Annotated in this window: 11 protein-coding genes and 1 pseudogene; 6 read left to right on the top strand and 6 right to left on the bottom strand. The window is 70.8% G+C overall.

Going from position 1 to position 13,875, the window contains the following annotated elements; genetic code table 11:
• Positions 1-111: 111 nt before the first annotated feature.
• Positions 112-273, top strand: coding sequence for a hypothetical protein (locus tag ACIQF6_RS08405; RefSeq protein ID WP_400891660.1), 162 nt, complete (start codon positions 112-114; stop codon positions 271-273).
• 102 nt (positions 274-375) lie between these two features.
• Here the strand turns inward: ACIQF6_RS08405 and ACIQF6_RS08400 are convergent, their stop codons facing one another.
• From ACIQF6_RS08400 to dnaK, 5 genes are all read right to left on the bottom strand, one after another.
• Complete coding sequence (locus ACIQF6_RS08400) at positions 376-1,383, bottom strand: helix-turn-helix domain-containing protein (RefSeq protein ID WP_400891657.1); 1,008 nt, start codon at positions 1,381-1,383, stop codon at positions 376-378.
• Between the two features lie 204 nt (positions 1,384-1,587).
• Complete coding sequence (locus ACIQF6_RS08395; RefSeq protein WP_400891655.1) at positions 1,588-2,112, bottom strand: heat shock protein transcriptional repressor HspR; 525 nt, start codon at positions 2,110-2,112, stop codon at positions 1,588-1,590.
• Between the two features lie 7 nt (positions 2,113-2,119).
• On the bottom strand, positions 2,120-3,265 hold the full coding sequence (gene dnaJ, locus ACIQF6_RS08390) for a molecular chaperone DnaJ (protein ID WP_400891652.1): 1,146 nt from the start codon (positions 3,263-3,265) through the stop codon (positions 2,120-2,122).
• 137 nt (positions 3,266-3,402) lie between these two features.
• Positions 3,403-3,993: a nucleotide exchange factor GrpE gene (gene grpE, locus ACIQF6_RS08385; protein WP_400891649.1), complete on the bottom strand. Its 591-nt coding sequence runs from the start codon at positions 3,991-3,993 to the stop codon at positions 3,403-3,405.
• Entirely contained in the window at positions 3,990-5,837 is a 1,848-nt protein-coding gene (dnaK, locus tag ACIQF6_RS08380; protein ID WP_400891646.1) for a molecular chaperone DnaK, read from the bottom strand. Before dnaK ends, grpE begins: the two co-directional genes overlap by 4 nt.
• A 303-nt stretch (positions 5,838-6,140) precedes the next feature.
• Between dnaK and ACIQF6_RS08375 the strand changes: the two genes are divergently transcribed.
• The 5 genes and pseudogenes from ACIQF6_RS08375 (at position 6,141) to ACIQF6_RS08355 (ending at position 13,107) form a co-directional block, all read left to right on the top strand.
• Positions 6,141-8,354, top strand: coding sequence for a (Fe-S)-binding protein (locus tag ACIQF6_RS08375; protein ID WP_400891643.1), 2,214 nt, complete (start codon positions 6,141-6,143; stop codon positions 8,352-8,354).
• Between the two features lie 89 nt (positions 8,355-8,443).
• Positions 8,444-9,529 carry a LamG domain-containing protein gene (locus tag ACIQF6_RS08370; protein ID WP_400891640.1) on the top strand — a complete coding sequence of 362 codons (1,086 nt, stop codon included), beginning with the start codon at positions 8,444-8,446 and terminating at the stop codon, positions 9,527-9,529.
• Positions 9,530-9,805: 276 nt separating this feature from the next.
• Positions 9,806-10,879 (top strand): annotated as a pseudogene (locus ACIQF6_RS08365) (sugar phosphate nucleotidyltransferase); the annotation flags it as partial.
• A gap of 244 nt (positions 10,880-11,123) precedes the next feature.
• Positions 11,124-12,044, top strand: coding sequence for a Yip1 family protein (locus tag ACIQF6_RS08360; RefSeq protein ID WP_400891638.1), 921 nt, complete (start codon positions 11,124-11,126; stop codon positions 12,042-12,044).
• A gap of 169 nt (positions 12,045-12,213) precedes the next feature.
• Positions 12,214-13,107 carry a metal-dependent hydrolase gene (locus tag ACIQF6_RS08355; RefSeq protein WP_400891636.1) on the top strand — a complete coding sequence of 298 codons (894 nt, stop codon included), beginning with the start codon at positions 12,214-12,216 and terminating at the stop codon, positions 13,105-13,107.
• Between the two features lie 116 nt (positions 13,108-13,223).
• On the opposite strand, the gene dcd is transcribed toward ACIQF6_RS08355, so the two are convergent.
• On the bottom strand, positions 13,224-13,799 hold the full coding sequence (dcd, locus tag ACIQF6_RS08350) for a dCTP deaminase (RefSeq protein WP_400891634.1): 576 nt from the start codon (positions 13,797-13,799) through the stop codon (positions 13,224-13,226).
• Positions 13,800-13,875 lie beyond the last annotated feature (76 nt).

The raw sequence follows: 13,875 nt of genomic DNA, 5'->3' as shown, positions 1-13,875 counted from the left end.
TCTGCCTGGACTCTTGGCGTGGTTGAGTGAACTGCGGCACTATTGGTGCCGATTGAGCCTTGAATTCGGTTCAACGACAAGAACGGGGACAGGGGAGGTTGTATGTCTCGCATGAGGCGTTTTGTCCGGAAGGCGCTGATTCCGCTGGCAGTCGGCGCGGCGGTTCTGGCCGGTGTCGCGCTCAGCGGTTCCGGCGCGGGAACGGCGGCGGAAAACGGCGCCGTCGCGAAGCCGGCGATGGCGGCTTCCGCTTTGGACATCGGCTGGGCCTGAGTCATTCGGTGCTCTTGTGGCGTCCCGGACAGGGGACCGAGTCCAGCGGCTGAACAGGCCGCACGGATGCCGGGATGACCACAGGCCGGGCGGTCTGCCCGGTCACTCGCCCGGGAGCTGGGAGGCGGCCGACGCCTGGGCGAGTACGTAACCGAGCTGGAAGAGGGAGTCGACGTTGTAGTCCTCCCGCATTTCCGCGATATGGCGTGCGAGGGTTCGTTCGCTGATCCCGAGCCGTCGCGCTATGACACGATGGTTCGTGCCCGCCAGCAGCAGTTCGATGATGGTCTGGCGCAGCCGTGACACCACCTGTTGGGGCACGGAGCGGTCACCGTCGAAGGTGAGCGCCCGGTTCCAGCTCGGTTCGAAGACGGCGTCCGTGAGATAGGCGGCGATCGCCGGCTCGTGGATGAATGCCGCCATGTTCATGTCGTCACCCACCGGGATGACGGCGAGACGGCGGTCCAGCACGATCAGCCGGCCGTACGGCTCGTCGAGTGTGCGGTACTGCCCGCCGGCCCTGGTCAGCTTGGCGACGTAATCGCGAGTGGGCTGATGGTAGCGGGTGCTCGCGTGATAGATGGTGCGCATCGTCGTGCCGCGGCCCAGGCTGCCGAGATCGCGCTCGAAGGTGGCATCCAGCAATTCCGGCGGGCGTGGGCCGCCGGGCTGGAGGGCGAGCGCCTCCTTCATTCCGGAATCGACGTACTGCTGGATCTTCTGATTGATGAGCACCTTTCCGCGGACGTACTCGATCGAGCCGCCGATGTCGGCGGGGGAGTGGAACGCCTGGAAAAGGTCGTGGAATTCGGTCGGCAGGGAAGTCGTCCGGGCCAGCAGGTCCAAAGCCTGTCGTTGCCAGGTATTTGCCAAACCGGCGGCGAGCTGGGTCGGGTCGACTGCGATCAGCTGACCGGCCTCGGTGGTGTCCGGAACGAGCAGTCCGAGTTCGACGAGTTCGGCCAATGCCGCTGCTTCCACCGGGTCGGTGGCCGTTTGCGGGTGCTGCCCGCCGGCCCGGACCACCCGCAGGTACAGGTCGCGGGCTTCCGAGGTCAGGACCGTAGTCGTCCCCGCCGCCACGGAGCCGAATGGAGCCTTTCCACTCATTTGCGGCTCCTCGCCGTCGATCCGATCACACCCGGGATCCTCCTTGTCAGGATTCCAGGCGGCAAGTCTTTTGTCGAAGAGATGGAGGGATCGCCCGGTCCGACCCTCCGGACCCGGCGCAGGGGAACTCTCTCACGGAACCTCGAACCGCCGGCACCCCCCGTCGGCTCGGGGTGTCGGCGGTCGGTTACCGGAAGGCCGGGTTCAGCGCTTGGGCCGCCAGACCACCAGCGCGCTGGACTGCTGGACCTGCTGATAGGGCACCAGGTCGCGACGGTAGGAGGCGTGCACGGCGGCCTCGCGCTGCTGGAGCGTGGCGGCGGCGCCCTCCAGGGCGTCGACCAACTCGGAGACCCGGGACTGCAGGGCCGCGACCTGGTTCTCCAGTTCGATGATCCGCTTGATTCCCGCCAGGTTGATGCCCTCGTCCTGGGAGAGCCGCTGGACCTCGCGCAGCTGCTGGATGTCGCGCGCGGAGTAGCGGCGCCCGCGCCCGGCGGTGCGGTCGGGGCAGACCAGGCCGAGCCGGTCGTACTGCCGCAGCGTCTGCGGGTGCAGGCCGGAGAGTTCGGCGGCCACCGAGATCACGTAGACCGGGGTGTCCTCGGTGAGGACGTACGTCGGCGGGCCGGCGGGGCGGGTGCGGCGGCCGCCGCCGGGCAGGCCTTCGCCGATCCCGGCGCCGATCCGGCCCTCGTTGGCGTGCGGGCTGTCTGGGTGGGGACTCATCGGGGTCTCACGCTCCCTCCGCCGCCTTGAACAGGCCGGCTCGCGGGTCGTCCGAGGCGGTGGCCTCGCGGTACTGCTCCAGTGCGCTCAGCGCGTCCCCGCTGATGACTTTGGGGACGACGACCTCGACGGTGACCAGCAGGTCGCCGCGGGTGCCGTCCTTACGGGTGGCGCCCTTGCCGCGGGCCCGCATGGTCAGACCGTTGGCGCTGCCCGGGGGCAGCTTGAGCTTCACGGCCGGGCCGTTCAGGGTCGGCACCTCGATGGTGCCGCCGAGCGCGGCCTCGGGGAAGCTGACCGGCACCGTCACGGTGAGGTTGTCACCCTTGCGCCCGAACACCGGGTGCGGGTCGACGTGCACGGTGACGTAGAGGTCGCCGGGCTGGCCGCCGCGCTCGCCCTGGGCACCCTTGCCCTTGAGCCGGATGCGCTGGCTGTCCTGCACACCGGCCGGGATGCGGACCTGCATGGTGCGGGCCGAGGAGGCCCGGCCGCTGCCGTGGCAGACGGTGCACGGGTCGTCGACGATCATGCCGCGGCCCTTGCAGTCCCGGCACGGCTCGGAGAGCGCGAAGGCGCCCTGGCCTCGGCTGACGGTGCCCGCGCCGACACAGGTCGGGCAGACCCGGGGGGTGGTGCCGGTCTTGGCGCCGGTGCCGGCACAGGCGCGGCAGGCGGCCTGGGAGGTCATCCGCAGCGGCACCGTCGCGCCGTCCACGGCCTCCTCGAAGTTCAGGGTGACCTCGGTCTCGACGTCCGCGCCGCGCCGCGGCTGCGCGGTCTGCCGGCCGCCGCGGTTGAACAGGCCGCCGAACACGTCGCCGAGCCCGCCGCCTCCGCCGGCCCCGCCGTTGAACAGGTCGCCGAAGTCGAAGCCGCCGGCGCCGCCCGCCCCGCCGGGACGGAAGCCGCCGTTGGCGAACAGCGAGCGTGCCTCGTCGTACTCCTTGCGGCGCTTCTCGTCGGAGAGCACGTCGTACGCCTCGGAGATGTCCTTGAACCGCTCCTCGGCCTTGGCGTCACCCTTGTTGGCGTCCGGATGGAACTCGCGCGCCAGCTTGCGGTACGTCTTCTTGATCTCGGCGGCGGTGGCGTCCTTGGGCACGCCGAGGACCTTGTAGTAGTCCTTCTCCACGTAGTCCTTAGCGCTCATGGCCTTTGACCGCCACCTCCCGTAATCCTAGAAGTCTGTTGGTGAATCGTGTTGTTGTGAAGAGCCCGGGATACGGCGCTGCGGAGCCGGCCGCCGTACTGGACGACGTACGACTCCGCAGCGCACGGGGACTCTACTCAGCTGTCGGACGAACCGTCAGCCTTGTCGCCCTCCGGTTCGCCGGTGGTCTGGGTGCCCGGCTGGGGCTCCGCGACCGCGACCATCGCCGGGCGGATGATCCGCTCGCCGATCCGGTACCCGGGCTGGAGGATCTGCACGCAGGTGTCCTCCGTGACGTCCGACGAGTAGCTGTGCATCAGCGCCTCGTGGATGGTCGGGTCGAAGGGCTCGCCCTCCTTGCCGAACTGCTGCAGCCCGAGCTTGGCGACGACCGTCTCCAGCGACTCGGCGACGGACTTGAAGCCGCCCGTCACCTCGCCGTGCTCACGGGCCCGGCCGATGTCGTCCAGCACCGGGATCAGCGATTCCACGATGTTGGAGACCGCGATCTCCCGGACGGTGGCCCGGTCGCGCTCGACCCGCTTGCGGTAGTTCTGGTACTCCGCCTGGAGGCGCTGCAGGTCGGCGGTGCGCTCGCCGGCCTCGCGCTTGGCGGCGGCCAGCTCGTCGGCACCCGCGCCCGAGACGGCCTCCTCGGCGGCCTTCAGCACGGCTTCCTCGGCGGCGGAGTCGTCGCCGGGCTGCTCGCCCTGCGGCTTCTCCGTCATGCCGCACCGCCCTTGGGCTTCTCGTCGTCGACGATCTCGGCGTCGACCACGTCGTCGTCCTTGGCGCCGGCCTCGCCGGCACCGGCCGCACCGGTGGCCGCGCCCGCGCCGTCGGCCTGCGCGTACAGCGCCGCGCCGAGCTTCTGGGCGGTGGTGGAGACCTTCTCGGTGGCGGTGCGGATGGCCGCGATGTCGTCGCCCTTGAGGGTTTCCTTGAGCTCGGAGATGGCGGTCTCGACCTCGGTCTTGACGTCGGCCGGGAGCTTGTCGGCGTTGTCGGCGATGAACTTCTCGGTCGAGTAGACGAGCTGCTCGCCCTGGTTGCGGGTCTCCACGGCCTCGCGGCGCTTGTGGTCCTCCTCCGCGTAGCGCTCGGCCTCCTCGCGCATGCGGTTGACCTCGTCCTTCGGCAGCGAGGAGCCGCCGGTGACGGTCATCTTCTGCTCCTTGCCGGTGCCGAGGTCCTTCGCGGCCACGTGCATGATGCCGTTGGCGTCGATGTCGAAGGTGACCTCGATCTGCGGCAGGCCGCGGGGGGCCGGCGGCAGGCCGGTCAGCTCGAACATGCCGAGCTTCTTGTTGTACGCCGCGATCTCGCGCTCGCCCTGGTAGACCTGGATCTGCACGGAGGGCTGGTTGTCCTCGGCGGTGGTGAAGATCTCGGAGCGCTTGGTCGGGATCGTGGTGTTGCGCTCGATCAGCTTCGTCATGATGCCGCCCTTGGTCTCGATGCCCAGGGACAGCGGGGTGACGTCGAGCAGCAGGACGTCCTTGACCTCGCCCTTCAGCACACCGGCCTGCAGGGAGGCGCCGATGGCGACGACCTCGTCCGGGTTGACGCCCTTGTTGGCGTCCTTGCCGCCGGTCAGCTCCTTGACGAGCTCGGCGACGGCCGGCATGCGGGTCGAGCCGCCGACCAGGACCACGTGGTCGATCTCGGACAGCTGGATGCCGGCGTCCTTGATGACGTTGTGGAACGGGACCTTGCAGCGGTCCAGCAGGTCCGAGGTGAGCTGCTGGAACTGCGAGCGGGTGAGCTTCTCGTCCAGGTGCAGCGGGCCCTCGGCGGAGGCCGTGATGTAGGGCAGGTTGATCGAGGTCTCCGAGGAGGAGGACAGCTCGATCTTGGCCTTCTCGGCAGCCTCGCGCAGACGCTGGACGGCCATCTTGTCCTTGGACAGGTCGACGCCGTGGCCGGCCTGGAAGACCTTCACCAGGTGGTCGACGACGCGCTGGTCCCAGTCGTCGCCACCGAGGTGGTTGTCGCCGTTGGTCGCCTTGACCTCGACGACGCCGTCGCCGATCTCCAGCAGGGAGACGTCGAAGGTGCCACCACCGAGGTCGAAGACCAGGATGGTCTGGTCGTCCTTGTCCAGGCCGTAGGCCAGGGCGGCGGCGGTCGGCTCGTTGACGATGCGCAGGACGTTCAGGCCCGCGATCTCGCCGGCCTCCTTGGTGGCCTGGCGCTCGGAGTCGTTGAAGTAGGCCGGGACGGTGATGACGGCGTCGGTGACCGTCTCGCCCAGGTAGGCCTCGGCGTCCCGCTTGAGCTTCTGCAGGACGAAGGCGGAGATCTGCTGCGGCGTGAAGTCCTTGCCGTCGATGCCGATCTTCCAGTCGGTGCCCATGTGGCGCTTGACCGAGCGGATGGTGCGGTCGACGTTGGTGACCGCCTGCCGCTTGGCGACCTCGCCGACGAGCACCTCGCCGTTCTTGGCGAAGGCGACGACGGACGGCGTGGTCCGAGCGCCCTCGGCGTTGGTGATGACCGTGGGCTCACCGCCCTCAAGAACACTGACGACGGAGTTCGTCGTACCGAGGTCGATGCCGACCGCGCGTGCCATCGTGAATACCTCCGGGGAGAAGTTGAGTAATACAGGCTCAAGGATGCATGACGGATCGGGAAGCGTCAACAGCTTTGAGTCGGTGGCGCTCAACTTTACTGAGCGCTTATGTCGAGGGTCGCCCGAAGCGGGCCTTTCGGCTGCTCCGGGCGGGTGAGTCCGGGCATAGTGACTGCCGCCATACCTTGAACATCTTCTGGGGGGTGTTCACGCGCGGTAATGTCCGGCCCGTCGACCCGGAAAGTTACCGACCAGTACACTCTGGGCAGGATTCGGACCATAGCCGCTGGAGACGGAGAGCCGATGCAGCTAGCAGCGATCGTCATCTCGCTGGTCACGTTTGTGATCGGCACCGCGCTCGCCGCCCGGGCGGCGCTGTACATCTACAAGGTGGTGCGCACCGGCTCCGCCGACAGCACCCGATTCGGGCAGCCCGCACAGCGCGTGGCCACCGTGGCCAAGGAGTTCCTCGGCCACACCCGGATGAACCGCTGGGGCGTGGTCGGCGTCGCCCACTGGTTCGTCGCGGTCGGCTTCTTCTCGCTGGTGCTCACCCTGGTCAACGCCTTCGGCCAGCTCTTCGACGCCGAGTTCGCACTGCCGATCATCGGCCACTGGCTGGTGTGGAACGTCTTCGTCGAGCTGATCGGCACGCTGACCACCCTGGGCATCCTCACCCTGATCGTGATCCGCCTGCTCAGCCTGCCCTCCCGGGCCGGCCGCAAGTCCCGGTTCGCCGGCTCGATCGCCTGGCAGGCGTTCTACGTCGAGTACACGATCCTCGGCATCGGCCTGTGCATCATGATGCTGCGCGGCCTGGAGGGCGCCCTCGAAGGCGTCACCTCCTACGACCCGACGTACCTGATCTCGTACCCGATCGTCGCCGCGTTCGAGGGCACCGCCCACGGCACCCTGGTCAACCTGATCTACCTCTTCGCGATGCTGAAGATCTGCATCTCCTTCGCGTGGGCCATCACCATCGGCGTCAACCCGTCGATGGGCGTCGCCTGGCACCGCTTCCTGGGCTTCTTCAACATCTACTTCAAGCGCGAGGAGGACGGCGACGTCGCGCTGGGCGCCCTGCGTCCGATGACCAGCAACGGCGCCCCGATCGACTTCGAGGACCCGGCCGACGACGCGGTGTTCGGCGTCTCGCAGGTCGAGCACTTCTCCTGGAAGGGCATCCTCGACTTCTCCACCTGCACCGAGTGCGGCCGCTGCCAGTCGCAGTGCCCCGCCTGGAACACCGGCAAGCCGCTGTCGCCCAAGCTGCTGATCATGAGCCTGCGCGAGCACGCCTACGCCAAGGCCCCCTACCTGCTCGCCGGTGGCGGCAAGGACATGGAGGGGACGGAGAAGGCGACGGCCGAGCAGCTCGCCGGGGTGTCCGCGGAGGCCCTCGCCGAGGCCGAGCGCCCGCTGATCGGCACCGCCGAGGAGAACGGCGTCATCGACCCCGACGTGCTGTGGTCCTGCACCACCTGCGGCGCCTGCGTCGAGCAGTGCCCGGTCGACATCGAGCACATCGACCACATCGTCGACATGCGCCGCTACCAGGTGATGATCGAGAGCAGCTTCCCGACCGAGGCCGGGACGATGCTCAAGAACCTGGAGAACAAGGGCAACCCGTGGGGCCTGGCCACCAAGGCGCGCCTGGACTGGGTCAAGGAGCTGAAGAAGGAGACCGGCATCGAGGTGCCGGTGATCGGCGAGGACATCGACCCCGCCGAGGTCGAGTACCTGTACTGGGTCGGCTGCGCCGGCGCCCTGGAGGACCGGGCGAAGAAGACCACCAAGGCCTTCGCCGAGCTGCTGCACACCGCGGGCGTCAAGTTCGCGATCCTCGGCAAGGAGGAGACCTGCACCGGTGACTCCCCGCGCCGCCTGGGCAACGAGTTCCTGTTCCAGATGCTCGGCGCGCAGAACGTCGAGACCCTGAACGCCGCGCTGGAGGACGCGCCGACCAAGCGGATCGTCGCCACCTGCCCGCACTGCTTCAACACCATCGCCAACGAGTACCCGCAGCTCGGCGGCCACTTCGAGGTCATCCACCACACCCAGCTGCTGCAGCACCTGATCGACGAGGGCAAGCTGCTGCCGGTCAACCCGGTGGAAGGCCTGATCACCTACCACGACCCGTGCTACCTCGGCCGGCACAACAAGGTCTACACCCCGCCGCGCGAGATCATCGGCAAGGTGCCCGGCCTGCGCAACGAGGAGATGCACCGCCACAAGGAGCGCGGCTTCTGCTGCGGCGCCGGCGGCGCGCGGATGTGGATGGAGGAGCGGATCGGCAAGCGGATCAACACCGAGCGCGTGGACGAGGCGCTGTCCCTCAACCCGGACATCGTCTCCACCGCCTGCCCGTTCTGCCTGGTGATGCTCTCCGACTCGGTCAACGGCAAGAAGAACGAGGGCGCCGCCAAGGAGCACCTGAAGGTCGTCGACGTCGCCCAGCTGCTGCTGGAGTCGGTCAAGGCCGCGCCCGCCGCCGAGGCGGAGCCGGTCGAGGCCTGACACCCGCTCATTCCCCGGACCCCGGACGCCCGTTGCGGCTCCGGGGTCCCGGCGTTCCGGCTGATCATCGATGACCTAGCATCTGCCGCATGACTGCTGACGGGGGAACACCGGGGTCCGGCGGCTTCGGCGGCGGGCCCCACCAACTGCCGCCGGTGACCGGCGGCGGCCCCGACTGGGCAGCGCTCGCGGAGGCCAACGAGCGCGAGCACCGGCGCCGCCGGCTGCGGCTGCGGATCGGCGCCGGCGCGCTCGGCGTGGCCCTGATCGGCGGCCTGGTCGCCGCCGCCGTCGCACTGTCCGGGCCGTCCGACCGGCCCGGAACCGGTTCCGCGCCCGCCGTCACCGCCCAGCCCGACGGGCCCGCCTCCGACAGCCCCGGCCCGTCCGACTCGGCCTCGGCGTCCCCCTCCCCGTCCGCCTCCGCCTCGGCCTCGCCGTCCGGCTCCGCGCAGCCCTCGGGCCCGGCGTCCGCCCCGGCCGGCGCCAAGTCCACCGACGGCCCCGCCGCACCGCCGAACGCCCCCGCGCCGACGCTGCCCGGGCTCACCCTCGGCGGCAGCGCCTCGGTCGGCAGCACCGCAGGCCACACCGGGCCGACCCTGGTCCTGCACGGCTTCGCCGACGGCTGGGCGGACAGCGGCAGCCCGGTGGTCGACACCTCCCGGTCCTTCACCGTCTCGGCGGTGGTCCGCAACAACGCCCCGACCGGCGGCCGGGCCGTGGTCAGCCAGGGCAGCGACAGCTACTACTCCTTCTACTTGGGCCGCGACGACTGGGGCACCCACAACCAGTGGGTGTTCAAGGTCCAGACCGCCGCCGGAGCCCAGGACAACACCACCTACCAGGCCTTCTCCACCGCTGCCGGGGCCGCCACCACCGGCCGGTGGACGCTGCTCACCGGCGTCTACGACGCGGGCGCCAAGAAGATCACGCTGTACGTCGACGGGGTGCTCCAGCAGACCACCGCGGTCCAGGGCGTCTGGCAGACCACCGGCGGACTCCAGCTCGGCCGGGTGCGCTACAAGAACACCTGGAGCGACTTCTGGGACGGCGCGATCTCCGACGTCCAGGTCTGGAACCAGGCACTGCCCGCCACCGCCGTCGCGCAGCTGAACGGTTCCGGCGGTACCAGTGCCGGGACGGCCGCCGAACGCGCCTGGCTGCTTCCTTAGGGCCGGTCCGACAATTCCCGCCCGACGCCGCGCGCCGATCCGACGGGAATGGTCCGACCGGCCCCAGGGACGGCCCGGCCCGGCCGACGTCCGTACGGCTGCCCGACGGGTGCAGTGGTTTTGACACGCTGTTTGGGCAAATAGAGTATGCGGCGGGGCCGGGTGAGGTGCCGGTTCCGTCGGAGGCCACCAGATACTGGTCCGACCACAGTCACCGAGCAGCGCACCGGACCCTGTCGAGCCGGGCCGCCGGAATCTGCCCAGGGGAGATAAGACATGACCGAGGCGATCATGTTGGTCGGCGGCAAGGGCACACGACTGCGCCCGTTGACCACCCACACGCCGAAGCCCATGCTGCCCGTGGCCGGTGTCCCGTTCATCGCCCACCAGCTGGCCCGCGCCGCCGCCGCCGGTGTCACCCGCGTCGTGCTCGCCACCTCCTACCTGGCCGACGTCTTCGTCGACCACTTCAAGGACGGCAGCCCGTACGGCATCGAACTGGTCTACCTCACCGAGGACGAGCCGCTGGGCACCGGCGGCGCCATCCGCAACGCCGCGGCCGGCCTGACCTGCGGCCCCGACGAGCCGGTGCTCATCTTCAACGGCGACATCCTGTCCGGCCTGGACATCGCCGGCCTGCGCGACGAGCACATCGCCTCCGGCGCCGATGTCACCCTGCATCTCACCCGGGTGGCCGATCCGCGTGCCTTCGGCCTGGTGCCGACCGACGAGAGCGGCCGGGTGCTCACCTTCCTGGAGAAGCCCGAGACTCCCGAGCAGATCGTCACCGACCAGATCAACGCCGGCTGCTACGTCTTCACCCGTTCGGTGATCGACCGCATCCCGACCGGCCGCGAGGTCTCCGTCGAGCGCGAGACCTTCCCCGAGCTGCTCGAGACCGGCGCCCTGCTGCGCGGCGTCGTCGACACCTCCTACTGGCTGGACCTCGGCACCCCCGCCGCGTTCGTCCGCGGCTCCGCCGACCTGGTGCTCGGCAAGGTCGACTCCCCGGCCGTCCCCGGCCCGACCGGCGAGGCCCTGCTGCTGCCCGGCTCGCAGGTCGACCCGGCCGCCGTGCTCAGCTCCGGCACCGTGGTCTCCGAGGGCGCCGAGATCGCCGCCGGCGCCATCGTCGAGGGCAGCGTGGTGCTCCAGGGCGCCCGTATCAAGGCCGGCGCGTACGTCAAGGACTCCATCGTCGGCGCCTTCGCCGAGATCGGTGAGCGCTGCTCGCTGGACGGCGTGGTGATCGGCGACGGCGCCACCCTGGAGGCCGAGAACGAGCTCTCCAACGGCCTGCGGATCGCCTGCGGCACCCGGCTGCCGGTCGGCGCCGTGCGCCTGTCCGCCGGCCCCGGCGGCTGCGAGGCCGGCCTGACCAACGCCGCCGCGGTGCACGCGCCCGGCACCCGCGTCGCAGGCTGACCCACGCCCCGTGCGGTCGCGTCACAGGACGGCCGACCCACGCCCCGCGCGGTCGCGTCACAGGACGGCCGACCCACGCCCCGTGCGGGCGCGTCACAGGACGGCTGCAATCCGGCCGGGCCGTCATGATCACCCGACCGGGGTCGGTCCTTGCGGGTACCGTCATGGCGTGGCTGGCAATCGACACGACGACGGACGGGGCGCCGACCCCCGACACGGCTGGACGGCACCCCAATCGGGCACCCCGCAGGGCGACCCGTACCGCGGCGCGCCCACCGGCGGCCCCGAGTACTTCACCGCCCCCACCCCCGGCTGGTCCGACGATCGCTACGCCGGTGACCGGCCCGGCCACACCAAGGCCTTCGCGGTCGGCGAGCAGCCGTACGAGGCCCCGTACGAGGCCTCCTACGAGCAGCCCCAGGGCGATCCGTACGGCGGCCAGGACGGCGGCTACTACCAGCAGCAGTACGACGGGGGCGGCTACCCGGTCGAGGACAACGTCGCCGTCTACCGGGCCGGCGGGCAGGCCGCGCCGCACCTCGGCGGGCCCCGGCTGCCCTGGCGGGAGCTGCTCGCCGGGATCTACCGCCGTCCGAGCGCGACTTTCGACCGGATGCGCGACCACCAGGTGTGGCTGCCCGCGCTGACCGTGTCGCTGCTGTACGGCGTGCTCGCGGTGTTCGCCCTCGACAGCACCTACGACGAGGTGACGCGCTCGACCTTCGCGGTCGCGCTGTGGGCGATCGCCGCCGCCGCGATCGGCTTCACGGTGGCCGGCGGCATCCTCAGCGCCGTCACCTACGCGCTGGCCCGGCAGTTCGGCGGCGACGGCCCCTGGCAGTCGACGGTCGGCCTGGCCGTGCTGGTCAGCTGGACCACCGACGCCCCGCGGCTGCTGCTCGCGCTGTTCCTGCCCGGCGACAACCCGGTGGTGCAGGCCGTCGGCTGGGCGACCTGGGTGGGCTGCGCGGTGCTGCTGACCATCCTGGTGCGGCGGATCCACGACCTGCCCTGGGGCAAGGCGGCCGGCGCGGCGGCGGTGCAGCTGCTCGCGCTGCTGGTGCTGATCAAGCTGCCCACGCTGGGCTGAGCCCCGGCCCGTCGTCTGCGGCCCGTCGCGTCGCCCGTCGTCTGCGGCCCGCCGCGCCGCGCCGCGTCGCCTGTCGCCCGGCGGGCGCGGGACCAAGGGCGTCCGGATGCTGGGATTTTTGTAGGGTGGGGTGTTCGGCCCACCCTCAGATCCCGCCCGGAGCCCGCGCATGAGCCTGCCCACCACCCACGTCAGCTTCCCGGCCGGGGCGGTGACCGGCGTCTCGCCGATCCTCGCCGTGCACGCCCTGCCGGACGGGCGCACCGCCGTGGTCACCGAGGCCACCCCGTTCCACCCGGTCGACCACACCTGGCCCGACCAGCCCGCCGACCTCGGCACCCTCACCGTCGACGGCACCGCGCACCCCGTCGTCGACTGCCTCACCGGCGGCCACGGCCCGGACGGCGAGTTCGCGGCCGGCGCCGACATTCCGGTCCGGCGCGGGGACGAGGAGTGGTCCTGGCTGGTGCTGCACGTGCTGCCGGCTGGCGCGCTCGGCCCGGAGGCCGTCGGCCGCACCGCCGAACTCGCCGTCGACGCGGAGCGCCGGGCGCTGCTGTCCGCCGCGCACACCGGCTGCCACCTGCTGGCGCTCGCCCTGAACGCCGCGCTCGCGCCGCGCTGGCGCAAGGACCCGGGCCGTGCCGACGCCTTCGGGCACCCGGACTTCGACAGCCTCGCCATGGACACCTCGGTGATGGACACCGAAGCCAGCACCGACACCTACCGGATCGGCAAGTCGCTGAAGAAGAAGGGCTTCACCGTCGACGCCACCGAGGAGCTCCCGGCCCTCGCCGACGCGCTGCCCGCCCTCACCGCGGACGTCAACGCCCGGCTAGCCGCCTGGGTCGCCGCCGACGCGGCCGTCCGGATCGACGTCCCCGGCCCCGAGCTCACCGCCCGCCGCCGCTGGCACGCCGAGCTCCCGGACGGCGCCGCGGAGATCCCGTGCGGCGGCACCCACCTCCACCACCTCGGCGAACTCGCCGAGCTGCGCACCGAGTTGACGCTCTCCGCGGACGGCACCGAGCTGGTCGCCCGGACCAGCCCGAAGCGCGCCTGACCGCGGGCGCCCGGCCGCGCGCGGCCGACCGTACGCGGCCGACCGTACGCGGAAGGGCCGGCCCCGAACTGCGGGGTCGGCCCTCCTTGTGTGTCCGTGCGCTCTGCCGAAGCGGCTCAGACCTCGGTGCGGTGGAAGTTCTGGAACGACCGGGACGGGGTCGGGCCGCGCTGGCCCTGGTACCGGGAGCCGTAGCGCTCCGAGCCGTACGGGTGCTCGGCCGGCGAGGAGAGCCGGAACAGGCACAGCTGGCCGATCTTCATCCCCGGGTACAGCTTGATCGGCAGCGTCGCCACGTTCGACAGCTCCAGCGTCACGTGGCCGCTGAAGCCCGGGTCGATGAAGCCCGCGGTCGAGTGGGTCAGCAGGCCGAGCCGGCCCAGGCTGGACTTGCCCTCCAGGCGCGACGCCACGTCGTTCGGCAGCGTGATCACCTCGTAGGTGGACGCCAGCACGAACTCGCCCGGGTGCAGGATGAACGCGTCATCGCCGTCCGGCTCCACCAGCCGGGTCAGGTCCGGCTGCTCCTCGGAGGGGTCGATGTGCGGGTACCGGTGGTTCTCGAAGACCCGGAAGAACCGGTCGAGGCGGACGTCGATGCTCGACGGCTGGATCATCGACGGGTCGAACGGGTCGATGACGACCCGCCCCTTGTCGATCTCGCTACGGATGTCATTGTCAGAGAGCAGCACGTTCCCGAGGGTACGTGCCACGGGGCGGGCCGCCCAAAAGCGCCCGCCCCGTGGACCTGCTCCGATGACCGCCCGG

Origin of the sequence: Kitasatospora sp. NPDC092948, from assembly GCF_044754805.1 — a bacterium.
GTDB lineage: Bacteria > Actinomycetota > Actinomycetes > Streptomycetales > Streptomycetaceae > Kitasatospora.
The sequence above is the reverse complement of the archived record's forward strand: the minus strand, read 5'-3'. Positions and strand labels throughout refer to the sequence as shown.